We start from the raw sequence: 25,260 nt of genomic DNA, 5'->3' as shown, positions 1-25,260 counted from the left end.
ATAAATGATTTCAAGTACTGCATGGAATTGATAAAAACGGAAGTATCACCGGGATAAAACACTGGTTTACAATCAACCCATGATTAACGCAAGTTCACAGAGATTCAGGATGCAGGGGACGTTTTCTGCATCTTCGTTCCTTCACACCTGTATTCTTGAGGTATAAACTAAGGCCTAGGTATACCCACCAATAAGCCTGTTAATTTCATCACTGCCGATGATGCCCAGTATTTTCATGTCTCCGTCAACAACAGGAAGTGCGGAAATGTTATGTTCTTCCATTTTCTTTGCAGCACTCTCGATGCTCTCGTCGGGATTTGCGGATATGACATCTCTTGTCATGATCTTATCAAGGGAAGTATATTTCATTGCTACTGCTTTTGATATATCCCAGGATGTGACAATCCCTGCCAGCTTGCGGTCGTCGCAAACTACGGGAAGGTGTGTGATTCCTTCCCTGCACATAATACTGGCTGTTTCCTCGATGCTCAGTCCGTTCCTTATAGAAACGATTTCGGTCTTCATGACATCCGCAACAACAACATGGGACAGGAAATTGCTTATGAGGTAGTTCAGATGCCCGGATTCGAGCAGAAATGCATCATGTCCGTAATTTGATTCAATCTCCCTGTATGTTGCTTCTTTGTCATTGGCACTTAGTGCAGCTACGATTTCCCTGGACTGGTACGGAGGATACAACCAATCGGAACTGACTGCAATGACAAGAAATTTTGCTTTAACGTCCTTCAGTCCTTCCTTCAGGGAACCGTTCCTGGATAGGTCAAAGTAGTCAAGGGCCTTGGTGATATAAAGATAGGAGTTGGCATCAAACCTCTTGGTAAATGACTGGCCCTGATAATGAAGATAACTCTCGACCTCGAAGTCGAAATCAATATTGAAATCGTAATTCTCCTTGTCCTGCAATCTCCTGCCAAATTTCTCCTGCATAGAATCATCGCTAAGATAGGTGATATGCCCTATCATTCTTGCAAGAGCCAGTCCATGGGTTGGAGAATTTCCCGTGTAATAGTCTCCTTTGTTCCAGTCAGGATCGGATGCGATGGCTATCCTGGCAACTTCATTAAAAGCTATCTGCTGAGGGGAAGAGCGGGATGTAGTTGCAATGGCAATTGCCTTGGATACGGATTCCGGGTAGGATGTAGTCCATTGAAGTACCTGTACTCCTCCCATTGAACCACCGATCACGGCAAAAAGTTTCTGGATGCCAAGATGGTTTACGAGTTCCTTCTGTGCCCTTACAATGTCCCCTATGGTTATTACCGGGAACTCAAGGCCATAAGGATTGCCGGTTTCCGGGTTTATGGAAGACGGGCCTGTTGAACCCTTACACCCTCCCAGTATGTTGGAGCAGATCACAAAAAATTTCCCGGTATCAAGTGCTTTTCCAGGGCCTATGAGCGTGTCCCACCACCCGGGTTTCTTATCACCGGAATGCCATCCGGCAGCATGTGCATCCCCTGTGAGTGCATGGCAGACAAGGATAGCATTGCTCTTGTCTGCGTTCAGGTTGCCATAGGTCTCGTATGCCAGCGTAGCTCCCTTAAGATCTTTCCCGCTGTCAAGTCGGAAGTCTAAGGGGAAGTTGTAATACTGGGTTTCTACAGCTCCGACTGATTCATGCTTCATTGAGATCCTCTCAGAGCCTGGTCAATATCTGCAATTATATCCTCAACATCTTCAAGCCCGACAGACATTCTGATAAAATCATCGGTAACACCTGTGGATTTTCTTTCTTCCACTGTTAGCTGCTGGTGGGTCGTGGATGCGGGGTGTATGACAAGTGTCTTCGCATCACCGATATTTGCAAGATGTGAGAGCAGTTTCACGTTGTCGATGAACTTCCTGCCTGCTTCAAGACCTCCTTTTATTCCAAATCCAAGGATGGCCCCATATTTACCATGGAGATATTTGTTGGCAAGTTCGTGGCTTGGATGATTCTCAAGTCCCGGATAATTGACCCATTCCACAAGAGGATGAACGTTGAGGAATCTTGCAACTTCGAGTGCATTCTTGCTGTGTCTTTCTACTCTTAAGAGCAATGTCTCAAGTCCCTGTAGGAACTGGAAGGCATTAAAGGGGCTCATTGCAGGTCCGAGGTCGCGGAGCAGATGAACTCTCATCTTGATTATGAAGGCAATGTTTCCAAGTTCCGGGAAATCTCCAAAGGTTTCCCAGTATTTGAGTCCGTGGTAGCTGGGATCTGGTTCTGTGAACTGGGGATACTTGCCGTTGTCCCATTTGAAATTTCCGGAATCTACGATGATACCGCCAATGGAAGTGCCATGTCCTCCCAGGAATTTGGTTGCCGAAAGTACAACAATATCCGCACCATAATCAATTGGTCGTGTGATTCCAATACCTACGGTGTTGTCCACTATGAGCGGAATGCCTGCCTCATGTGCTATCTTTGCAAGCTCCTCCAGGTTGGCCACATCCAGCTTAGGATTACCTATGATTTCTGTGTAGATTGCTTTTGTTTTCTCGTTAATCACTTTTTTGAACTCTTCAGGTTTAGTAGAGTCTACAAACCTTACTTTACGTCCGAGGTCTGGGAATGTATTATTGAATAGCTGGTATGTCCCACCATAGAGGTTGTCAGCGGAAACAATTTCGTCACCCAGCCTGGTAACTCCAAGAGTTGCAAGGGTTATTGCAGACATGCCGGATGAAACAGCTAATGCCCCAACACCGCCCTCAATGGCAGCAACTCTCTTCTCAAGGACATCGGTAGTTGGGTTCATAAGCCTTGTGTAGATGTTACCGAATTCCTTCAAACCAAACAGATTGGCTGCATGGTCTGAATCCTTGAAGGTGTAGGATGCGGTCTGGTAGATCGGTACTGCACGGGAACCTGTTGTAGGGTCCGGTATCTGTCCGGCATGCAGAGCAAGGGTATTGAATCCATATTGTTTCGCGTCCATGTTGTTTCCTCTTTAGTTTATCAATTTGTGTTTTTTACAGTTTGAAGAATGATCTTAGTAAAGTGATTGTACTGTATAGTAGTCTCAATTAACATATAAATCTTTGCATATAACAATTGTGAATATATAACCATTAGTAATAAACATGTGGACAAATTTTGAATGTACATGTTAAAAAATACCGGTCAAAAGAAGAAAGGCTAAATTTTGAATTAATAAGCGGGCATCTGGCTGGTTTAGTATAGTTCAAAACAAGAGATTTCTTAGTTCTTCACTACCTTTTGCCGTTGCCCGAAGTATGCGTGCCTGTTGGTTTATGTCCGAAACAAGTTTTTCTATCCTGCTGACAACGGCCTTATCAGCAACATCGGTTTTATTAATATAAACAATTTCAGCACTCTCTAGCTGTTTTCGTTTATACTCAATCAATTGACCTTCCTCGATTTCGAAATCTTCCGCATTTACTACAACTACTGTTGGAAGGAATTCTATGTTCGGCAATTCCATCCTTTCGATATCGATTTTAATCTTATGCGGTATTACCGTCTCTCCCGTCTCAATGAAAACAATATCAGGTCCAAACTCCTCATTAAGGCTCATCAGGTTGCTTCTTATATCCATGTTGAGAGAGCAGGGAATACAAACACTATCTATCTCCCTTGTCTCGATACCAAAACCCTTCAGCATCTCCTCATCGTAGTCTGCCTGGCCTTTCTCCTGAATGATGATTCCAAGGCGTTTTTCTTTCCCACTGAGATATTTACAAAGTGCTAGTATGACAGTAGTCTTACCACTACCAGTTGCTCCTCCTATCACAGATACTTGCATAATAGAACCCCCATTATGGTAACTTACTGAAATAAGTCTTCCAGAATAGTATAAAGGTGTTTCCTCGCGGTTGGCAAAAAGGAAAGCAGAAGTCATTCCTGTATCTGACTCTGCAGTTTCTTCATTTCCTGAATTTCCTTTAGCCTTCTGAGTATTACTTCCCCGAGGAAGATTATAAGAGCTGCAAGTAGGAAGTATATTTTCTGATTTACAGTCTCACGGACCAGTTTCTGGGAATTTTCCCTGGCATCCTCAAGCAGGAGTGCTCTTGCTTCACTTTCCTCGGTATAGGTTTTCCCACCATATTGCTTGATTAGCTTTGGTAGTTCCTCATTAAGCCCGACATCACGGTATTCAAGGGCATAGTTAACTGCAATAGGATATCCTGACAGGTCATGCACGCCGATGGTGGCAGGCTCTACAACTGCTTCATAAACGTTGTCACCTGTAAGTGACAGGGGCACGTCATCACCATCAAGCTTAAGGATGGGGATACCTTCGTCGTACATTGTAAGCTCGATCTCAACAGGAGTTCCGAACCATCCATCGGGAGCTTCTACAACAGCACCTGTTTCTTCTCTGGGATTACCGATGACCCAGTTAACAGTAGAGGAAATTAGTTTTGAGTTATTCCCTGTATAAAGCTGGGTGGCCCACCTGGCATCTCCGCCTTCACCGTTATCAGTTGTGAGGGAGGCAACCCTGCCAAGTCCATATCTCCAGGTTGTGAGTACAGGCTTGCCGGTACTGGTAATGACCAGGCGGTCGGCGCCTGCTTTGGGTGTGACATCGTTGAAACCGGTAATGTTGGCATCAAGATCAACATCCCTTGTGATGAAATGCTTGGTGTTGAGTTCGATGAGCGGATAAGAGCTTAATTGTGTACCGTTGTCTGTTTCAGGAGTTTCCTGCAATTCGTCAAAGACAATGTTTGCACGTTCTCCCATTGCAATGTGGAAGTATGTTCCTCCTATCTCATCCATCAGCTTTTCAGCATAGGCAGCTCCAAACTCATCCCGCTGAGAGGGAGCACTGGATTGAATGTGCACATAATACATGTCCACGCCGTTGCCCTGTATATTGCTGGCTAACTCAAGACTTTCATCATATGACTGTTCTATGCCGCCGTCAGATATGATAATTATATCAAGTTCTCCTGCTTCGTTCTGGAGCCATTCCTCTGCAATCAAAAGCCCTTCGTTAAGTGATGTTTCACTGCTTGCTGTGGGTCCCAGCGTTTCTATGCTTTCTTTTAGTGAATCAACATTAGATGAGCTTCCAAGGTAGACCAGGCCGTTGGAAACGTCCAGTCCCTCACTTCCAAATGCTATCACTCCAAGGTAAGCATCCCTTAGATTCTCGTTTTCAAGAATGTGTATGGCATTTCCAAGGATATCTCCCAGTGTCCCGTGTGCAGCTGTACTATGAGATACGTCAAGTACAAGCACAACATTCCTTCCTCCACTATAATCAGTAGGTTTGGATATCACAGGCAGTATCTCTTCTATGTCCGAGTCAAGGTAGTTCCCGAAGTTGTAGGAGCGTTCTCCTCCCACAACAACAATTCCTCGTCCGTCGCTGAGGTATTCTTTCAATTCATCAACGTCAGTTCCGGAGAATGAATTTGAGTATACATTATCAATCACAATAGCTTTTGTACCGTCAAGATTTGAAAAATCATCCGACGTAGAGACATCGTAAAGCTTATAGAGTGTATAAGCTAGGGGTGAGTCTGTTTCAAGTCCCACTGCCTGTATCTTTGGCTTCGGAATTACATAGATGCTCTTATAGAACTCGTTGTTGATGGGGTCCATGTCAGAGTCTGATGGAGTGACTACCAGCTTCAGTGTGTGTTCTCCCAGACTTGAGAATTTTACCTGAGATACCGGTATAGTGTCATTTCTGTCATTTTCATCTATCTCACCATTACCGCTTCTTATCAGTTCGTCATCGCTGTAGAGTTCATAGCTGTAGCTTACCTTCTCATCGCCTGCCTGGGTAACTTCGATATCAAACTGGTTTTCGTTGTTCACGATAACCGTTTTGTCCCCTATTATCTGTGCGCTCAGGTCATTTTTTTCCAGTTCCGGCTGCACATAGTAAACAGTGGTCCCAACATCTTCTGCAAACTGCAGGGCTTCCTCAAGTTCTGCTCCCTGATTGTTGTTACCATCGGTAACCAAGACTATCTGGTTGTCGCCCCTGGCATATTGCATGATAGCATCCCCAAGGGCTGTCTTCTCTCCTGTGAGCTGCACAAGTGTCGTAGGTGTCTTTGCAGTCAGGGATTCGTAGAGGTTAGTTGATGTCTCTTTGCCAAAGAGTTCCATACTGGCAGTCTCATCGGATATCAGGACAATATCGGGATTCTCATCCGAGCTTACCCTTGGATCCAGTGTATAAGGTGATGCAAGTGCAATCACCAGCAAGATAGCAATTATTATCCTGGAGATTATCAGGCTCTTTTTAGTGGATTTCTTCAACAGGTAGATGCCACCAATAATAACAGGAACAATGAGCCAGAGAATCTCGGGATTTTCGAGGTTAATGATTGCCATTACAATTCACCCCGCTTTTTGATAATATATAGTTCAAGCAGGATAAGCAGGAAAACTATGATTATCATGTATGTGTCAAGGTAATTCTTTGCAGTGTATGTATCCGCACGCACAATATTGGTTTCACTCTCTGCTTCAGCACGCTCGACAAGCTCTTTTCCTTCGAGGGTTGTGTCGGATTCCCTGTCATTGTAAACGTTGACTGCTATTTGCTTGCCGGCAACAGTGTAGATTCCGACCTCGTCGTAGAGAACCCTGTTGACAGTTTCAGTACCACTAGGAGTCTCGATATCCTGTGTATTTGCAAGCGCAGATATCGATCCTGTCTTCAGGTTATAGTCAGAGATGCTTCCTGTACCGCCCAGCCAGCCTGCAAGCTTAAACCAGAAAACAGGATACTCCGGCAGATTATGGAAGTTGTTCCACGCATCCTCTCCAAGGGCGTCATTAAGTCCCAGATAGACTACGGTACCATCACCGATTGTTCCGTATGTGAGCATCGGTGTTCCTTCGGTCGTGTTGACAAGAGTGGTTGCACCACGTCTTTCTGTCGCATTGAGATACTTAAAAACAGCAACCTCATCAAACTTGATATCCTCACTAAGCCTTGTTTCCTGTACAACTTCCAGTGTAGTCCCATCATTTGTTTCATCCACGCCGCCCGTCCTGACAGGTAAAAGAGCTTGTAGTTCTGTTCCGGCATTCTCTTCTGACAGGGCATCGCTTGCTACAAAGACAACCTCTCCGCCGCCTCTGATAAAGCTGTTCAGGTTTTCGATCTCGCTGGAAGAAAGTGTCTTTTCCTTGTTTGCGATGACAACTACACTGTATGGTGATAGGTCAGCAGGCACTCCTTCAATGAGTTTTGTGTTGACATTGGGCATAAGTGACAGAGCCGTGTAGGAGGGAAGTTTTTCTGCGTCTGATACTACAAGTATCTGTTTTGTCGAAACCTTTGGTATGGAAATATAGGCAGTATTATCCACCATGAGACTATCAGGTTCTGAGATCGTGACCTCTGTGATGCCCTTTGCAAGATTATTGACAAGGAACTGCTGTGTGGATTTGGCAGGTATATTCAATTTCTGGGTTGTAGTTTTATCACCGGTGCTAATCTTCAGTTCCACCATTTCCCTGCTGTTCTTGTAATTCTTCACGACACCTGTGTAGGAATAGCTTCCGTCAACCGCTTCAACATCTCCCTGTATTACACCGACATTGTCAGTGGTCGTACCAACAAGGACGTATTCGACATCAAGACCATAGGACTGCGCCAGAGTCTTGGCATTGACAGGATCGTCCCCATCCCAGCTGGTGAAATCAGAGATTACTATTATCCTGCCACCTTCATCTGATAGCATTCTCATGCCTGTGGAAACTGCACTGGAAATGTCTGCAACTGTCGCTCCTTGTTCCAATGAGTTAAGTGTCTGGTAAGCAGCATCCGACCCTCCTCGCTCCAGCATGGTTACAGGGATATTCCCGGCGAGTACTATGCTATTAGTTTTACTCACATAATCCCTTGCCTTTGAGATCGCATCATCAAAGCGATCATCGGTCTGCATGCTTGCGGAAGAGTCTATTATGATGACTGTGTGTTCTCCGCTCAGGGGTTCCTGTGTCTCTATAAATGGTGCTGCCGCTGCCAGGGCAAGCAATATCAACACAAGCAACTGGATCAGGAAAAGAGGGTCCTTGATAAGTTTGGTAATGGAAGTGTAGAAACGTTTTTTCTCTTCCTGTACCTTCATCAAGAACATCAGTGAAGGAACCATCACCTGCAATGGTTTCGGGCGAAGCAGGTAAAGAATTATCAGGGGAATTACGCTTAAAAGGGCGATAAGTGCAAGAGGAGTCTCAAAGGGCATTACCATCTCCTCCTGCTGATAGTGTTAAGGAATGCATCGAAGATCGGTATGTCGGATGTGAACGTGTAGAACTCGGCTCCGGCCCTGCTGCATGCATCACTTATTTTGTTAATGTGTGCTTCCAATTGGTCCTGATACTCTTCCTTGAACGAATCGCTGATATAAGTATCAAGGTTAACCTGAGTTTCAAGATCTATCAGCTTGCTGTGACCATGTACTTTCAAGTTTCTTTCTGTCGGGTCAAGCACCTGTACAAGGATAAGGTCGTGATATGAAAAACGATTGATAGCAGACTCTATTGCTGTGAAGTCATCAAGAAAATCAGAGATAATTATGATAAGGGATCTTGATTTGATGGCTTTTCCGTATTGGGTGGTTATCTCATCAATCCCGGTCTTTCCCCCGAGATTCAGGCTTTCAAGTCGTTCGATTGTTTGCAGGAGGTACTTTCTTCCTCTTCTGGCCTTCGAGATATTTATCTCGTCAGAGAAAGTCGAGATTGCAAACTTGTCATTATCCTTTGTTACCAGGTATGCAAAGCCTGCCGCAAGCATAGTAGCGTATTCAAACTTGGTGGTATCTTCACTTGCATAGTCCATACTATTGCTGGCATCCAGTAAAATGTGGGTAGTAAGGGATTTGTCCTCTTCGAACTGGCGTACGTAGAGTTTTTCTGATCTTGCATAGGCCTTCCAGTCTATGGATTTGAGTTCATCACCCTGATTGTACTCCCTGTAACCGACCGTATCAAGTCCCCTGCCACTATGGATTGATCGCCTGCTGCCGGCATATGCGGTAGATACCTTTTTCCTTACCATGAAGGTAAAGCGGTCAAGCTGCCTGAAGAAATCGACGTCGATGGTATGTTTTTTATTGTTCATTGCCTGCTTCTCGGATTAACCTGTTCCGTTCTGGCCGCTTACTTACTTCGTTTTCTCAAGGATATTCCTGATTACCTGATCCGTGGTGATTCCCTTCCTCTCGGATTCGAAGGTAAGTATCATCCTGTGTCTTAAGACCGGATAGGCCATTGCATCGATATCCTCGTTGCTGACAAAGTTCCTTCCCTTGATTAGTGCCCGTGCCTTTGCGGCAAGAATCAGGCCGATAGATGCCCTGGGAGATGCACCGTACTCAATGAACTCGTTTTTGATACGTGTGGTCATGACTATCTTAATAGCGCGGTTCTTGATATCATCTGCAACAGGCATGTCTCTTGTAAGCCTCTGCAGGTCTAGAAGTGTGTTCTTGTTGACTACCTTGCCAACAGTAGGCATCACAGAGCGGGTATAGCGGTTCACGATCTCTATTTCGTCTTCGTATTTGGGATAGTCTACGAGTATCTTGAGCAGGAACCTGTCAAGTTGTGCCTCAGGAAGCGGGAAGGTACCTTCCATCTCAATCGGATTCTGTGTTGCAAGAATAAAGAATGGCTGTTCAAGCAGGAAAGTATCATTTCCTACGGTAATCTGCTTTTCCTGCATGGCCTCAAGCAGGGCAGACTGTGTTTTTGGTGATGCACGGTTGATCTCATCGGCAAGCACGATATTTGCAAAAATGGGTCCGGGCTCGAACTTGAACTGCTTGTGTCCGTCGCTTTCTTCTATGATGTGGGTTCCCGTGATATCTGCAGGCATAAGGTCAGGAGTACATTGTATCCTGCTGAAGTTTAAGTCCATTGCCTTTGATATCGTAGAAATAGTCAGGGTCTTTCCAAGTCCCGGATTACTCTCTACAAGTGCATGTCCGTTGCAAAGTACTGCTATGACTATCTGTTCTACCGTATCGTCCTGGCCGACAACTACCTTTCCAATCTCATTAAAAAGAGTAGCAAACATATCTCCCGCAACTTTGTATGTCTGCGTAATATCCCTCGAATTCAGGTCACTAGCCATTTGTTCTCTCCTTTATCTTAGTCCTCGAAATTATGCATTAATGATTAACGTAAACATTCTATTCTTCAGCAAGTTGCTCGAAATACGATTTAATCACACTTTCATAGCCGTCCGGAAGTTCTTCGTAGTATGTCCCGCCGGGTGTTGCTTCGGGTGGTCCTCCGGGCGAATCCTCAAACTCCTCTATTATTTCTTCAGCTTCTTCATTTGCCTGGAAGCCTGTCCCTGTCCCGGGAGGTAATGAAAGGTCGACTTCTTTCCCGTCCACAACCACAACAGCAGGTTCCCCGGTCAGGTCTTCGTTACCTGAATCTCCTTCCTGGTCTCCCTCACCTTCATCTATTATGACAAGATCATCAGGATCTTCTTCTTCCGGGGGCAGAAATGTATCTATCATGCTCTGCCAGTCTTCAGGGGTAGTATCAGTATGAATATCGTTCACAGTAATAAAAGTCAGAACCGAAACAGAAGTCAGTATCAACATTAGCCCAAAAGTTATTCTTTTTCTTTTCAAGAACTCGGAAGACTTTACTTTTGCCAGGTTTGATGATACCATTTCAAGCAAGTCATTGACAATTAAATTATCAACATTGCTGTTGTCATACGCAGTACGCAGTCTTTCCTGCAGGTTTGGGTGCTTTTCCTCGATCTGCATGATTGCAGATGTCTTTTTGTCCCTGATATGCAAAAGCAGGGTCATTATCAGTGACATAAATGCTGCAATTAAGAACATTGCCACATTTTCAAAGGGGATGTTAATGCCTGCCAGGTTGTAGCTGGTACCTGTGCGTAACTCTAAACTGTCAATAATTGGGAATATTTTGTCAACGCTCAGCACGACCATAAGAGTATATAGGATGATCAATATCGCAGTGAAATCCAGCAGTTTGTAGATCCTGCGATATTTTTTCAGTGCTGATTCCTGTTTCCTGACAAATTCTCTGACATCCATTGCTGCACCGGTTAGATGTGATTAGAAGCTTTTTATTCAATTTGACCGTACATCGGATATGATCCAAGCACTTTCAACATTCCGACTTTTGACTCTATATTGTATATGGCATCTTTTATAATTTCATCACTTATATGTCCTTCGAAGTCGATATAGAACACATAATCCCCAAGTGCACGCTTTGAAGGCCTGGATTCTATCCTGGAAAGGTTGATGTTTCTGGAGGCGAATTCTCCAAGTATTTCATAAAGGGCACCGGGTCGGTCACGGTCCAGATAAACTATAATTGATGTCTTGCAGGGGTGTCTTTTGCATTCAGACATATCTCCTGGCTTCGTCATAATAAGAAAACGCGTATGATTCTGTTCCCGATCCTGTATATTGGGAATGAGTATGTTGAGGTCATACATTTGTGCCGATTCCCGGGAGGCTATTGCAGCCATTTCTGAAAATTCGGTGGCAAGTCTTGCGGCATGGGAAGTACTTCCTGTGGTCCTCAATTCCGCATCTTTGAAATGATCTTTAAGGAATTGCCTGCACTGTGCAAGTCCCTGGGGATGTGAGAGAATAATCCTGATATCTTCTTTCTTGCCCTTGGAAAGTAAGCAGTGCTCGATGGTTACTACGGTTTCCCCGATGATGGAAAGCTCTGATTCAAGAAGCATATCCAGTGTGACCCCTACGGAACCCTCGATGGAGTTTTCCACAGGAGTTATCCCTACATCCACAGAACCTGATGTAAGAGAGGAGAAAACATCCTGTATATCATTACAGTATTCGATGCTATAGTTATCTTCACTGCTATTTTCAGCAAGCCATTTAATGGCAGCTTTTTCAGTATAAGACCCCTTGGGCCCAAGAACAGCAATTATCATCCTGAGGAGTAAGCTTGTTAAATTTAAAGTATTTTCTGTCCGCTTGTGACATTTTTATCATATGATGACTTTTGCAATGCGAGTAAAGCCTGCAGTTTCATTTTTGTCCTGTAAGAAGCCTTTCAACCTGATCTTCAAGCATCTTCAGACTACTATCCACTTCAGTGCTTTTTGCTTCGATATCCCTTATAGTATTAATAATGATTTCCCTGTCCTTTTCATCCATGTCAGTTGTAATATCCGGTCCTTTCTTAAGGTCTGCTATGGCAGGTTTCAATTCCTCTTCCAGTTGGGCAAGAAGTCCAAGTTTTACCTTTATTTTTTCCCTGATATTTTCATCAGGCAGTTCTTTGAATTTCTCTTCAAGAGTCTTTCTTCGTTCCGGGAATTGTTCAACGGATTTGTATATCTGGTCCAGGTTTCGTGCTTCGATTGCTTTATCAAATATGATCTCCTCGGTTTTAACCTCAGGAGTTTCCTGTTTTTCGGATATCTCTTCTTTCTCTTCCGGTGGAAGGCATACATATTCCTGACTGAATACCCGCTGGTTCATGAAAGTCGGAGAAACTATCTCTATCCCGTTTTCATGCAAGGAATCAATCACATTTTTCTTGAAATCAGACTTTGCAGTAATGATGCTTTCAATATCCTTGAGCAGTCCTCCTACCTTATACTTAATGGAAAAGTCACCAAGCTCCATGACATGCACAAAGGGGTTTTCCAGGCCGGTCTTCTCTGCTGCTAGCAAGAGATTTTTTTCGATATTCTTGCGAGGAATATTGTAACCAAGTGAAACGTTGGTTGTGATGATTGTCCCGGAGGAGCGTATGGTCTTGAGGGGGAATGATACAAGTGTCTTATTTGGTACCGTAATAAGATCCCTGTCAACAGATTGAACTTGCGTGTGCAGGAAATTAATCTCTGTGACCCTTCCGAAAGTGCCGTCTATTTTGATGAAATCCCCGAGTTCAAAGGGATTGATGAGCCTGAGCATGACACCTGCCATAGCATTGACAATAAAGGTGGTGGAGGCAAAGGTTATCGCTGCACCGATAATAATACCAACAAATGTCAGGATTATATTCTTGTCTTCAGTGCTGATGGGAAGGGCCAAAATAGTCAGGACCAAGCCGAAAACAAGTACAATGAAAACTATTACTTGTTGTATTATTTTCTCTCTGGAAAAAAGTGACTTTTTCCGGAAAAGATAAGTAAGGATCAGTACCACCAAAAGGGTTACGATAAGTGATATTATGCTTGCCGTAAAATCCTCAAGTACCATTTTTTAAGCCACCGTTGTTCTCTAAAAAGACCGTTGAATTATTACAATAAATAGGTGTTTTTAATATTATAAAATTATCTTGTAACGACACCAGTTCGATTTAATACAGTTTTTTGTCAGGCTTTTTTGCCCATAGATCCAGCAGCTCAAGGGATGCTTCCCTGTCAAGGTTTACAACCTTGAGCTCATGCTCAAATGTACTTTCGTACATCAGATCGTAAAAACGGCTGTCATCAAACCCGATTTTTGCTACATCTTCTTTATCGGAACCATAATAAACTGTTTTTATCCTTGCCCAGAAAATAGCCGCAAGGCACATAGGACAGGGTTGGGATGTGGTGTATATTTCGCACTCGGAAAGGTCGAATTTCCCGAGAGCAGCTGAAGCCTGCCTGATGGCAAGTACTTCTGCGTGAGCCGTTGGATCATTTGTTTTTAAAACCTGGTTGTGAGCTCTGGCAATTATCTCTCCGTCTTTTACTATTACAGCGCCAAAGGGTCCCCCGTGGTTGTGTATAATTCCATGTCGAGCTTCATCAATAGATGTTTGCATGAAAAAATTCATAGATAGGTATCCTTACTGATTATTTTTAAGTGAAGTGGTAAGCAAACCCTGATCTTCTTAAAAGCAAATCTTGCCGGAATTTACCATAAACCTATTTATTCAATAGTGCGCTTGACAGTATAAGATTAAAAGGTGTAAAAAATGCAGTTGAAAGTACAGCCAATTGATATCAAAGTCGGCAAGTATAAAGTGGTTATGAACACCATCGATGCAAAAGAGCTGGGAGTCTATGAAGGAGACCGGGTCAGGATAAGGGATCATGTGACTCTTACTGCTATCGTTGACTTTACAGAAGACATGATATCTCCCGGCATGATCGGGCTGTACCATGAGGTGCAGGAGCAGCTTCAGCGGGAATGGACAGAGATGGTAGAGGTTGAAGCTGCAGAGAAACCTAAATCCGCCCGTATCATCAGGAAAGTTATGGACGGTATGAAACTTGAAAGGGATGAGATAAACGAGCTGGTGAGGGACATCGTTGAGGAAAATCTTAGTGATATAGAGCTTGCCGCCTTTTTGACTGCAACTTACATTAAAGACCTTTCAGAGGATGAGACCGAATGGCTTACAAGAGCCATGATAGACACCGGTGAAAGATTAGAGTTCAGCACATCACCAATCATGGATAAGCATTCCATTGGCGGCGTACCTGGCAATAAAATTTCCCTGCTCATAGTACCTATTGTCGCTGCAAATGGCCTGCTCATTCCCAAAACAAGTTCCCGTGCAATTACAGGTGCCGGAGGGACTGCGGATCTCATGGAGATTCTGGCGCCGGTGGAATTCTCTGCCCGGCAGATAAAGGACATGACCGAGAAGGTAGGTGGCGTTATTGTGTGGGGCGGTGCAACAAATATAGCACCGGCAGATGATAAGCTTATTAAAGTAGAATACCCGCTTTCAATTGATCCTCACTGCCAGTTGCTGGCTTCTATTATGGCAAAGAAAGGCGCTGTAGGTGCCCAGAAAGTTGTAATGGATATTCCCACGGGTTCAGGTACAAAAATACCTGACGTTAAGGCTGGCAGGAAACTTGCGAGGGACCTTATAAACCTTGGAGAGCGTCTTGGTATGGATGTGGACTGTGCTCTTACTTATGGTTCGTCCCCGGTAGGCAGGACAGTGGGTCCGGCGCTGGAAGTTATTGAAGCTTTGAAGGTCCTTGAAACCATGGAAGGTCCTAACAGCCTCATTGAAAAAAGTGTAATCCTTGCAGGAATGCTGCTTGAGATGGGTGGTGCCGCTTCCAGAGGACAGGGAAGAGATCTTGCCCTTGAAACCCTGAAAAACGGTAAAGCTCTTGCAAAGATGAAGGAAATTATTGAGATTCAGGGAGGTAATCCCGATGTCACTTATAAGGATATTGCACTAGGTGAATTCACTGCAGAAATCAAGGCTCCTGCAAATGGTTATGTTATTGAGTTCTATAATAAGCGCATTGTACAGGCTGCAAGGTTTGCCGGCGCACCTAACGATAAGGGTTCAGGAGTCCTGATACACAAAAAGCGTGGTGAACTTGTAGAAAAGGACCAGTCTGTGCTAACTATTTATGCTGAGAAGAAGGAAAAACTCGAAGAAGCTGTTAAGTATTGCAGGGAGTATCCTCCAATATTCGTAGAGGGAATGCTTATTGAAAAAGTGGCAGACCTGAGGGAAATCTAATAATTTCCTTATTTTGAATTTTTAGAATCAGGTGTGTAAATGAAAAGAATAGTCATTTTAAGGCTTGGCCATCGTCCGGTGCGTGACAAAAGGATTACTACCCATGTGGGTCTCACTGCCAGAGCCTTTGGTGCGGAGGGTATGTTACTGGCATCTGACGACCCGAAGCTTACAGACAATATATGTGATGTTGGAAAAAGGTGGGGCGGGGATTTCTATGTCAGGAATAACGTTAACTGGAAGACAGAGATCCGAAAATGGAAGGAAGAGGGAGGAAAAGTATGTCACCTGTCCATGTACGGAGTAAACCTGCCGGATGCGGTTTCGGACATAAGCGAATGCGAAAACCTGATGATCGTTGTGGGTGCCGAAAAGGTTCCTTTTGAGATATATGAGCTTGCGGACTGGAACGTTGCTGTCGGGAACCAGCCTCATTCCGAGGTAGCCGCTGTTGCTGTCACCCTGGACCGGATAGCAGCCACAGATCCTCTGAAAAAGGAGTTCAATGATGGTGAACTTAAAATTGTGCCAGCCGAGCGTGGGAAAAAGGTTATAGATAACAGGCAGGAATAGTCTTAATTCAATTTTCAGAAAAAGTATCAGCAAGAACGTGGTTCCTGCCAATCATTTCTTTTTGATTGCAGGCCCTCTGTAGATGCCTCTTCTTTCATAGTCACCGTAACCTCTGTGCTTTGGCTTTTCCTTTAGTTTTGATTGCTCTTCAAGCAGCTCTTCCAGTTCGTCTTCGCTTACGTCATTCTCTTCGGACATGATACCTTAATTAGAGTATTTTTATGAAGGGATTGTGGTCAATAAACTCTACGTCCAGTCCGAGCCTGTCTTCCAGTCTTGGGCAAAGTTCTTCCATTCCCGGGTTCTCTGTTGCATAATGCGTTGCATCAACCAGCAGGATGTCTTCCCAGGAACGTATGATGTCATGTTTAAGCTCAGATGAAACATAAGCATCAACACCATTCTTTTTTGCAATTTCCAGATACTCATCCCTAAAGCCGCTGCCTCCAAAGACCATGACTTTACTGATTTCTTCTTTTTTGCCTGTGAAGCAGACATGAGTGTCAAGACTTTTTGAAACATGATTGGCAAATGTTTCGGCCGAGCAGGGACTTATAGTTCCGATTCTGCCAATTTCTGTTTCCTGTAGATTTGAAAGGCCGATCTTTTTTGCCAGTACATCGTTGATACCGTCTTTTGCCTTGTCATAATTAGTGTGCATGGAGTAGAGGGAGATATTGCTGTCAAGTGCAATTTTCAGTATGTCTGCAAGAGATCTGTTTATGTGGTTTACAGCATGGAAAATGAGTGAATGGTGAGTGATCAGCAGGTCTGCGCCAATCTCGGATGATCTTTTTAATACGTATTTTGTAGGATCAAGGGCGACTGCAATTTTCTGTATATCATTTTCAAGGTCAAGTGTAAGCCCTATTTTACTGATATCGAAATCTTCCGCAAGTTCGGGAGGTGCTATTTCTTCAAGGGCGAGTACTACATCTGAAAGCTTCATAAATAACGGATAATTTTCAAAAGATTTCAATTTGTCGCAATCGAATATGTGGTATATATAGGTAATTTATATATAGAATTAATAAGATAAAATTAATTCATAAATGAATACTATTTATATAATAAATATTATTATAATACGATGAGGATACTTCATGAGAATTGGAACTGGAATTGATGGATTTGATGAAGTCGTGCAGGGCGGACTACTCGCTGAGCGCGTTTATCTTGTTAGTGGTCCTCCGGGAAGTGGCAAGACCACTTTCTGTGTGCAGTATCTTGCGCATGGAGCAACACATGGGGAGGTAGGGCTTTATGTCAGTCTGGTAGAAAGTCCGCAAAACATAATCGACGATATGTCGAATTATACAATGAATGTCATACCTTTGGTCAAAATGAACAAATTGCTTTTTGCAGATCTGGGACCACGGATGGATTATGGTTTTATTGATGATCTTAACGACCATGTAACCCCCGGGTATGAGGTAGAGAATTCTCCCGGAAGTCATGAAGCACCATCCCCTGCAACGGTATTCAAGGAAATTGCAGCTTATGTAACTGAGTACGGGGTAAAAAGGCTTGTAATAGATTCCGTTTCAGCTATCAGGTTCACTACAAAAGATCCTTCTCTGCAGGAAAAAGAAATGAGTCGGTTCATACGTAATCTCAAAAAACTCGGCTGCACTACAATACTTATTTCCGAGATGACAGATCCGACGGCATATTCCACGGAACAGTTTGCTTCCCATGGTGTCATATTCCTTCACAATTTCCTCTATGATAAGACCATGACACGTGCAATACAGGTTATCAAGATGAGAGGGACAAAGCATGATTGTAATCTGCGTAGTGTCAATTTCACTGAAAATGGGATGTCTGTGCAGGAACTTCTTGAGTGAGGATGTGTAAAAATGGTCAGATTCTTCAAAAAGAAAGAGGAACAGGCACAGCTAACTAAATCTGAGATAGACGAGCTTTCAAAAAGCGCCTATAATCTTGGTTTTGAAGTAGGCTACCATAAACACTCAGAACTTGGATGGGTCAGTGAACAGTACTCTATGCTTGAGGATCTCTCTAAAGAGTCAGGTCTCGGTAGTCTTGTGAATGAGAACTACAAGAAAGGAAAAGATGACGGCGTCAAAGCAAAAGAAAGAGACGTCAATGCGAGTCTTTCAAGGAAAGATGCCGAAAAACTAAGGAACAGGTCAGACAATCCACATGAAAATGCAGCAGCAGAAGATATCCTGAAGACTATCGAGGCTGGATATCAAAGCCAGCGCATGATTAATGATAATACGATAGTTGCTATCCAGCAACCTGGCATGACTGATTTGCCAAGTTCTACTTCCAGAGTAAAGTCTATTGACAGGCCTTCACAAATCGAGGGGTTCAAGCAACTAATTCCAAAAAGCTAATATATGTATACTTATTCTTTAACAAAATACTTGAGGTCGTGATATGCTCAAAAAACTTTTTATCTTTTTGGTATTTCTTATTTCGCTTTTATGCTCTACCGCCTTAGCTTACACTGTTGATGATATTGAATGGAATGATGATGCGGCTAAAAGTGGTACTCTTTACTGGGGTGACACTTTTACCTTAGATGATTATACAATCAGAGCTGAGGATTTCAATACAGATGGCTTTGTAAGTATCAGCATCTCCAGAAATGGGCAGGTAAAAAACATATCTCCTTTGAAGGTAGGAGATAGCCTGAAGCACCTTGACACCGAGAAAGGTGAAGATATCAGGGTCTTCATTGATTCTGTAACTCTGAATATCGATGAGTGGACAGGAAATATGGAAGATCCTCGTGCATCTGTAAAAGTGTATAAAAGGGCAATTCCCGAGATGGACATAGAGATCACTACTGAAGAGGATACCTATGATCCAAGAGACATGGCTTATAAGTATATTGAGACAACAATCGACATTAAGAATGAAGGTGATGCCAAAGCTTTCGAAATGGATGTTGAGATAGATCCGGCTGGCATGGAGCTGGCTTCCGGAAAACTCAAGCATCACTTTATTTCTATAGAAGAAGATGAAGTCCTTGAACCCATTGTTGTGAAGTTCAAAATACCTGAGTACTGGGAAGAGACAGATGTGGATATCATTGTTACCACAAAATCTCTGGATGTCAATGATGAAATCAATGTTGACAGTGAAAAGAAAACCCTTGCTATCGAACCTGTTGTTGAGCTTATCGTTACAAAGACTATCACTGAAGATATATATATGGATGAAACTGCTCACGTTTCGGTAAGCATATGGAATGATGGTATCTATGGTGTTAACTCAGTAACAGTTACAAATCCTGTCCTCGGAGATATGGAATTGCAGGATAGTGTTAACCAGGAAGCAAAAGTGTCCTTTTCTGCCGGTGAGACCAAGGCAAAACTGTTCGAGTATACAATGAAGCCAGTAAAAACAGGTACATTCAAGGTGCCGGTTGCAACTGCAACTTTTACCGATCCTGAAGGGAAAGTACGTACCTTTAAATCTGAAACTCCCTCTATTGAAATAACAGGGCCTAATATTGTTCTGACCAAAACAGTGAGTTCGGAGACTGTTAGTCCGGGTGACGAGGTGACGGTTAATGTTGCTATAGCAAATAAGGGCACTGTCAGGGTAAGTGTCACAGCTTCCGAAACGTTACCGGATACTGTTGCTTTTGTCAGTGGGGACCTGAATTTTAAGGAAATCCTGACCAAAGGCCAGACACTTAGTTATTCCTACGTCGTCAAAATGAATGAAGCCGGAGATATCAGGCTTCCTGCAACGACTTCGACGTTCATAGACTTTGAAGATTTCAAGGGGGAGAAAATATCCAATATGCCTGTGATCTCCGTAGTAGAACCTGAGGAAATAAGCGCTGAATTTACAGATGACCCTGATTCCACGTCTTCTTCCTCTTCTTCAGGCAGTTCTTCATCCCCATCTTCTTCCGATGGCAACGAATATTCAGAGGATCAAGAGAGGGTACAACCCGGCTTTGAAGGGACTACACTGATATTTGTCCTGCTGTGTGTGTATGTGGTATATGGACGCAGGAGAAGGCAGTAATCTCCATGAAACAGCTAACTTTGAAACTGGTATTTGTGGTAGTTCTTCTTGTGTGCCTGTGTGAATTTGCAGGTGCACAATCAGCTACCAATGATGATATTGAATGGCTTGAAGCGGAAGAGTTTACTCTTTACTGGGGAGAAGAAGTAAACGCAAGTGGTTATTTGATCACTGCTCAGGATTTTTCCCCATCATATGCATTTGATTCTGATTACGATTATGTGATGTTGTCAGTACTCTCCAGAAATAAGGAATCCTGGAGTGCTATTCTTGCCCGGAACAATTCGGATATCCCGGATCATTATACCTTTGAAAATCTTATCAACATTACTGCAGTAGAAATCGTTACAGGAAATGATATCCCTTCACCTTATACGACTATCAATGTTACTATTGCAAACAAGTCAGTTTCCGGTACCAAGGTCGTAAAAAAAATCGATACTATAATAGCCGTGGAAGAACACAGGGCAGATGAAGTATATATGGATGAGAGGGCACACATTGAATTCAGGATAAAAAACCTTAAAGGCGAACCTCTTGATCACGTAGAGTTGATTTCTCCTGTTCCTGAAGAGTTCATATTCGATCCTGATGTTGATCCAATCTGGAATTTTTCTCTACCTTCCTTCGGACAAAAAACTGTCAAGTATTCTTTAAAAGCCCTGAGGCCGGGAACCTATAATTTTTCAGACACACAGGTTCTAGTTAGCATAGGAGGGCGGACTTATGCCAAGAATCTCAATGATTCTCAAATAGTTGTGCATGGTCCTTTCATAAATCTGACAAAAGATGTTTCTGCAGATACTATTCAGGCCGGTAATGCTCTAAATGTGAATATAATAGCTAAAAATGAAGGTGACAGAGCAACGTATGTGTCTGTTTCGGATGAAATTCCAACGGGAGCTGTCCTTTTATCAGGAGACATTTCTGAGAGTAAAGTTTTGCATCCTTCTGATAGTCTGAATCTGACATACTCTGTGCGAATGGATGTGGCAGGCAACATCATTATTCCTCCGGTAAAAGCAAAATTTGTTGATTCAAAGGAGTATGAAGGTATTGTTTATTCCAGGCGTTTATTGGTAGATGTTTCGGATTCTTTCCGTAGTGATGAATATGAGTGGCTTGAAGAGGATTCGAGCAGTTTTACCGATGATTATACAGATTCAATAGATGATTCTTTTGAAAACATCCAGGATGAATCCGTTGTTTCCGAAGATGATCCGGTAGAAGAGGACTACGGCATGTTCCAGTTTGCCTTTGATCTACTGGATTCCATTAAAGCTTATTTTGGAACATAAGCTAAAAATAAGATCGGTGATATTGCTTTCTTTGGTATTACTTCATTCTTTAAATTACGTGGATTTCCTTTTAATTCAAATCTTTGTGGTAATCACATGAAAGGCCTACACAATTCCAGTAAAAGCGACTCCCTTATTTTGACACATGGTGATTCTGACGGTGTATGCTCCGGTGCCATTGCAAAGAGCGCTTTCCCGGATTCAGATGTTTACTTCACATCTCCTGTTGGCATACTTGATGAGCTTAAATTAGCGGATGGGTACAGGAACATAATCATCTGCGATATTGCAGTGGATGGGCGGGCGTGCAAGAAGCTGTACCAGAGACTCACGGAACTTTCGGAGATATCAACTATCACATATATTGATCATCATCCTCTTCCCGGAGATTGCTGGGATGTTGACTGGCTGCATCATGATGTAAATGTATGTGCTGCGGAACTGACATATAAAGTACTTGAGAAAAGGCTTAACAGGGACATGCGCAGGGTTGCCATTTATGGGGCTATTGGCGACTATTATGATAATACTCCGTCTGTAAAGGAATGGCTACGTGATTGGGATAAGAGGAATCTTTTCTACCAAGCAGGTACGCTTATCCAGGCTTTGATCTATATGGGACGCAATTATAATTTCAAGCGGAGTTTGCTCATTCCGCTTTCACGTGATGTTATTCCTTCAGAGATACCTGATGTCCCCAAGCTTGCAAAAGAAGGTTCACATCTGGAGGAAATGCTGCGCCTCAGGGTAAAGAAGCAGGTAAAAGCCCTTAGTCATCTTGCGTATGTGATTGACCCTAAAGGCTATATGTCAAAATCGGCTATTTATGCAGCATCCTACGGCAGGCGAGGTGTTGGTCTTGCAGCGGAGTATCGATATAAGAAGCAGGTCTATGACATGAGTTTGCGTTCCAGAAATGGTGCTGTTGACCTTAACCGGCTTTTGCGCACTGTCGCACCTAAACACGGCGGTACGGGCGGAGGGCATGCATCTGCTGCAGGTGCGAGGATTCCCAAGGAATCGTTCATGAAATTTCTATATGAACTGGATGATGCTATAGGGAAAGATGAGCATAAGGAAAAAAGTGAAAATTAATGGCAAAAAAGGAAACCACAATGGAAGGCGTAAGTCTGGAAATCATATTTGTTGGCCGGTCAAATGTGGGTAAATCATCACTTATCAGGCAGCTTACCGGTCAGAAAGTCAAGGTGGGAAAGCGCCCAGGCGTGACACTTATACCGACTCATATTCGTTTTTCAGATCTCCTTATCACAGATATGCCAGGCTTCGGTTTCATGAGTGGTATAAAGGAACGTAAGCAGGATATTGTCAAGGATAAAATCGTTCGTTATATTGAGAATAACACTGACCGGATAATGATGGCAGTAATGGTTGTTGACGGTCCTGTTTTCGTGGAAGTTGTTGATCGATGGGAGTCAAGAGAAGAGATTCCCATTGACATAGAGATGTTCGATTTTTTGAAGGAATTGAGTATAGACACCGTACTTGCTGTGAACAAGACTGATCGTGTAAAAAATGATGAACTGGACTCTATGCTTGATGGCGTTACGGAGAAACTTGGAATGCTGCCTCCGTGGAGACAGTGGATAGATATGGTTGCCCCCATCTGTGCAAAAAAAGGCGAGATAAAACCCCTGAAATCAATTATCAGGCAAAGGTTGCATTCTGAGAAAAGAGATGACCTTTTTAAATACTTCTGAATTTATCGTACGCGGAAACCAGCACCAAGATCCTTGGCTATTTTTTCACATTTGTCGATATCTATCTCAGACATTCCGACAACGGTCATCTGTGTCTCTATCCCGGCATCAATTGCCTCTTTTGTGAAATCAAGCAGTGAAGCATAAGCCTCTTTAAGGGAGGGCTTACATATTTTTTCATATTTTTCTTCCGACTCAGCATTAAGACTTACTGAAATCGAGTCAAGACCTGCGTTTTTCAGTTCGGCAACAACATCAATTTCAGGATACATGAGCTTAGCATGACCATTTGTGTCAAGTCTTACACGAACACCTTTTTCATGGAGCCAGCGGGTAACGTCAAGTACGGTTTCGAGCCTGCAGGTCGGCTCACCCAGTCCGGTGAAAACAACTTCCTTGTAGTTTGTTATGTCGGACTGATCCAGTTCTCTGATTATCTCTTCGTAGCTTGGTTCCTTTGATAACCTGAGATTATAGCCGTAAACACCGTCCGAAGATTCCCGGATACAGAAATAACAGTTAGCTGAGCATTTGTTAGTAATGTTCAGGTAAAGGTTTCCGTGCGCTTCATAACCAATTGTACCCCCTGAAAATCCCATCTCTGTGATTCTTTTATTGTCCGACATCAGTAAACTCCTGTGAAGTTTTTTCGGTCCAGAATCCTTTGCTTATTACCTGAAGATTCTCAGTGTCCCGGGGATATTTTACTAGAAAATACATCTGTGCAGTCAAACCGGCTTCAAGTTCCACATCTTCTCTGGAATACCATTTACCTTCATAGGCATCTATCTGTTCCAAGGTATTTGTATCCAGGTCATAAACCTCTCCGTGAATAGGTGAAACTTTTTTTTCTTTTATTACTCCGGGAAATGAATCAAGGTCGATCATAGCGAACTTTTCAAGTGTTCGGGTGCTACAGATAAACTTCGAACTTTCCATAAGATGATGGTTTGAAAAACCTCTTTTAAGTGAACCATAGACAAAAACGTACATTCAAGTCAGGCCTACGTTTAGTTTTAACAGGCTTTTTTTGACGGCATCAGGTAGTTGTCCGCACTGGATAGCTTTCATATTCTCAGGAGATATCATTTTGATAGCTGCACTCATCAGCCTGTCAGAGAGCATGAGTTTGTCCATGAGTTTCCTGGTATATACTGCTGTTTTTATCTCAAGTCCCATCTGCTCTCTCCACCGTCTGTCATATTCTGTGAGATTGCATTTGCCTTCAAGGTTGTCTGCTGCGGTCTCACCTGCTATTTTACCACCTACCATGGCTGTGGATATTCCACCTCCGTTGGTAGCGATGATATGTCCGGCGGCGTCACCTGCGATGATTGTGTCCTTTGTGGCCGTGACTTTCGGAGCGCCACCGACCGGGACAAGACCTGCGACAATAGATACGATGGATGCTCCTTCCAGTTTGCCGGCAGCCATTGGATGTTTGTGCATGAACCTGTCAAGATAGTCACGGGCACACATGTGGTCCTCAAACATGGCCTCACGGATACCAACACCAATGTTTGCAGTGTCCTCTCCCTGGGAGATAATCCAGGCATAACCTCCTGGCACGTAATCTCTTCCAAAGTACATCTCTACGGCTTCTCTGTCCACGTCAACTCCGCTTAGCTCGTATTCGAATGCTGTGCCGGTACCCATAGGGTCTTCATCCCTCAGCATATTATTAGCTTTTCCTACTATAGAATTGGGGCCATCGGCCCCGATAATGATCTTAGATTTAACCGGGAACTCACCGAATGCCCCGTCCATTATCAGCTCGGTACCATTGACCTCAAGAACATTTGTTCCCACAAGCATTTGGGCACCGGCTTTTCCTGCAAGCATAGCAAGATGCTTGTCAAAGCGCCTCCTGTCGATTGCATCAGCGTTGACATGGAAACCTTTGGAGGCACCATCAGGTGCTATGAACCGCTGGTATGAAGTGCTTGTGTGGATGCAGGATGAGGGTATTTTTTCAAGGGTATGTGGAAGCCTGGCATTTGGAACCAGTTCCGTGAGAGTCTCGTAATGAGGAAGGAAACCACCGCACTGGAGAGGTGTACCAATATCTTTTTTCTTGTCAACAAGAAGTACGGACATGCCTCTTTCTGCTGCGTACATTGCTGCCGTGGAGCCTGCAGGTCCTGCTCCGACGACTATTATATCATAGGAATCATCCGGTATCATATCAAGTATGTTGTGCACTTAAGAGTGCTATGTGATTGGTAAC

General features: G+C 43.5%; 24 protein-coding genes. 8 read left to right on the top strand and 16 right to left on the bottom strand.

The features are described 5' to 3' along the window. Nucleotides 1–174: 174 nt before the first annotated feature. From V7O62_RS03065 to V7O62_RS03015, 11 genes are all read right to left on the bottom strand, one after another. Nucleotides 175–1,647 (bottom strand): homoserine O-acetyltransferase, encoded by a 1,473-nt coding sequence (locus V7O62_RS03065; protein WP_406657551.1) that lies wholly within the window; start codon nt 1,645–1,647, stop codon nt 175–177. Beyond that, the gene (locus V7O62_RS03060; RefSeq protein ID WP_406657550.1) at nt 1,644–2,942 is read right to left on the bottom strand and encodes an O-acetylhomoserine aminocarboxypropyltransferase/cysteine synthase family protein; all 1,299 of its coding nucleotides are present in this window, start codon (nt 2,940–2,942) and stop codon (nt 1,644–1,646) included. The genes V7O62_RS03065 and V7O62_RS03060 overlap by 4 nt, the downstream gene beginning before the upstream one ends. Before the next feature lie 246 nt (nt 2,943–3,188). Further along, complete coding sequence (locus V7O62_RS03055) at nt 3,189–3,770, bottom strand: GTP-binding protein (RefSeq protein ID WP_406657549.1); 582 nt, start codon at nt 3,768–3,770, stop codon at nt 3,189–3,191. Nucleotides 3,771–3,862: 92 nt separating this feature from the next. Continuing rightward, entirely contained in the window at nt 3,863–6,328 is a 2,466-nt protein-coding gene (locus tag V7O62_RS03050) for a VWA domain-containing protein (protein ID WP_406657548.1), read from the bottom strand. Then, nucleotides 6,328–8,196, bottom strand: coding sequence for a BatA domain-containing protein (locus V7O62_RS03045; RefSeq protein ID WP_406657547.1), 1,869 nt, complete (start codon nt 8,194–8,196; stop codon nt 6,328–6,330). The genes V7O62_RS03050 and V7O62_RS03045 overlap by 1 nt, the downstream gene beginning before the upstream one ends. Beyond that, the gene (locus tag V7O62_RS03040; protein WP_406657546.1) at nt 8,196–9,077 is read right to left on the bottom strand and encodes a DUF58 domain-containing protein; all 882 of its coding nucleotides are present in this window, start codon (nt 9,075–9,077) and stop codon (nt 8,196–8,198) included. The genes V7O62_RS03045 and V7O62_RS03040 overlap by 1 nt, the downstream gene beginning before the upstream one ends. Before the next feature lie 42 nt (nt 9,078–9,119). Continuing rightward, the gene (locus tag V7O62_RS03035) at nt 9,120–10,091 is read right to left on the bottom strand and encodes an AAA family ATPase (protein WP_406657545.1); all 972 of its coding nucleotides are present in this window, start codon (nt 10,089–10,091) and stop codon (nt 9,120–9,122) included. Nucleotides 10,092–10,149: 58 nt separating this feature from the next. After that, nucleotides 10,150–11,043 carry a hypothetical protein gene (locus tag V7O62_RS03030; protein ID WP_406657544.1) on the bottom strand — a complete coding sequence of 298 codons (894 nt, stop codon included), beginning with the start codon at nt 11,041–11,043 and terminating at the stop codon, nt 10,150–10,152. Between the two features lie 32 nt (nt 11,044–11,075). Further along, nucleotides 11,076–11,918, bottom strand: a complete 843-nt coding sequence (gene pheA, locus V7O62_RS03025; protein WP_406657543.1) for a prephenate dehydratase — start codon at nt 11,916–11,918, stop codon at nt 11,076–11,078. Nucleotides 11,919–12,015: 97 nt separating this feature from the next. Next, complete coding sequence (locus V7O62_RS03020) at nt 12,016–13,200, bottom strand: mechanosensitive ion channel domain-containing protein (RefSeq protein WP_406657542.1); 1,185 nt, start codon at nt 13,198–13,200, stop codon at nt 12,016–12,018. A 100-nt stretch (nt 13,201–13,300) separates the two neighbouring features. Continuing rightward, a complete protein-coding gene (locus tag V7O62_RS03015; RefSeq protein ID WP_406657541.1) occupies nt 13,301–13,753 on the bottom strand; it encodes a nucleoside deaminase in 453 nt (150 codons plus the stop codon). A gap of 153 nt (nt 13,754–13,906) precedes the next feature. Between V7O62_RS03015 and V7O62_RS03010 the strand changes: the two genes are divergently transcribed. Next, the gene (locus tag V7O62_RS03010) at nt 13,907–15,427 is read left to right on the top strand and encodes an AMP phosphorylase (RefSeq protein ID WP_406657540.1); all 1,521 of its coding nucleotides are present in this window, start codon (nt 13,907–13,909) and stop codon (nt 15,425–15,427) included. Nucleotides 15,428–15,466: 39 nt separating this feature from the next. After that, the gene (locus tag V7O62_RS03005; RefSeq protein WP_406657539.1) at nt 15,467–16,000 is read left to right on the top strand and encodes a tRNA (cytidine(56)-2'-O)-methyltransferase; all 534 of its coding nucleotides are present in this window, start codon (nt 15,467–15,469) and stop codon (nt 15,998–16,000) included. A 51-nt stretch (nt 16,001–16,051) separates the two neighbouring features. Here V7O62_RS03005 and V7O62_RS03000 read toward each other — a convergent pair whose 3' ends face one another. Together V7O62_RS03000 and V7O62_RS02995 are read right to left on the bottom strand one after the other, a co-directional pair. Beyond that, entirely contained in the window at nt 16,052–16,198 is a 147-nt protein-coding gene (locus V7O62_RS03000) for a hypothetical protein (protein WP_406657538.1), read from the bottom strand. 10 nt (nt 16,199–16,208) lie between these two features. Continuing rightward, a complete protein-coding gene (locus V7O62_RS02995; protein ID WP_406657537.1) occupies nt 16,209–16,949 on the bottom strand; it encodes a Nif3-like dinuclear metal center hexameric protein in 741 nt (246 codons plus the stop codon). A 154-nt stretch (nt 16,950–17,103) separates the two neighbouring features. Between V7O62_RS02995 and V7O62_RS02990 the strand changes: the two genes are divergently transcribed. From V7O62_RS02990 to engB, 6 genes are all read left to right on the top strand, one after another. Further along, a complete protein-coding gene (locus V7O62_RS02990; protein WP_406657536.1) occupies nt 17,104–17,847 on the top strand; it encodes an RAD55 family ATPase in 744 nt (247 codons plus the stop codon). A gap of 12 nt (nt 17,848–17,859) precedes the next feature. Beyond that, nucleotides 17,860–18,363 (top strand): hypothetical protein, encoded by a 504-nt coding sequence (locus tag V7O62_RS02985; RefSeq protein ID WP_406657535.1) that lies wholly within the window; start codon nt 17,860–17,862, stop codon nt 18,361–18,363. A gap of 43 nt (nt 18,364–18,406) precedes the next feature. Next, nucleotides 18,407–20,014 (top strand): BatD family protein, encoded by a 1,608-nt coding sequence (locus tag V7O62_RS02980; RefSeq protein ID WP_406657534.1) that lies wholly within the window; start codon nt 18,407–18,409, stop codon nt 20,012–20,014. Between the two features lie 5 nt (nt 20,015–20,019). Beyond that, entirely contained in the window at nt 20,020–21,312 is a 1,293-nt protein-coding gene (locus tag V7O62_RS02975; protein WP_406657533.1) for a hypothetical protein, read from the top strand. 96 nt (nt 21,313–21,408) lie between these two features. Further along, nucleotides 21,409–22,407 carry a DHHA1 domain-containing protein gene (locus V7O62_RS02970; RefSeq protein WP_406657532.1) on the top strand — a complete coding sequence of 333 codons (999 nt, stop codon included), beginning with the start codon at nt 21,409–21,411 and terminating at the stop codon, nt 22,405–22,407. Then, a complete protein-coding gene (gene engB / locus V7O62_RS02965) occupies nt 22,407–23,033 on the top strand; it encodes a GTP-binding protein EngB (protein ID WP_406657531.1) in 627 nt (208 codons plus the stop codon). Before V7O62_RS02970 ends, engB begins: the two co-directional genes overlap by 1 nt. 2 nt (nt 23,034–23,035) lie before the next feature. Here the strand turns inward: engB and V7O62_RS02960 are convergent, their stop codons facing one another. Genes V7O62_RS02960 through V7O62_RS02950 form a run of 3 tightly spaced genes read right to left on the bottom strand, consistent with a single transcriptional unit; the run spans nt 23,036 to nt 25,217 of the window. Continuing rightward, entirely contained in the window at nt 23,036–23,659 is a 624-nt protein-coding gene (locus tag V7O62_RS02960) for a TatD family nuclease-associated radical SAM protein (RefSeq protein ID WP_406657530.1), read from the bottom strand. Beyond that, the gene (locus V7O62_RS02955) at nt 23,646–24,026 is read right to left on the bottom strand and encodes a gamma-glutamylcyclotransferase (RefSeq protein ID WP_406657529.1); all 381 of its coding nucleotides are present in this window, start codon (nt 24,024–24,026) and stop codon (nt 23,646–23,648) included. Before V7O62_RS02955 ends, V7O62_RS02960 begins: the two co-directional genes overlap by 14 nt. Further along, nucleotides 24,027–25,217: a geranylgeranyl reductase family protein gene (locus V7O62_RS02950; RefSeq protein WP_406657528.1), complete on the bottom strand. Its 1,191-nt coding sequence runs from the start codon at nt 25,215–25,217 to the stop codon at nt 24,027–24,029. Nucleotides 25,218–25,260 lie beyond the last annotated feature (43 nt).

It is taken from the genome of Methanolobus sp. ZRKC2, assembly GCF_045291185.1.
GTDB lineage: Archaea > Halobacteriota > Methanosarcinia > Methanosarcinales > Methanosarcinaceae > Methanolobus.
Note: the sequence above shows the minus strand (reverse complement) of the source record. Positions and strands in the feature narration are given on the sequence as shown.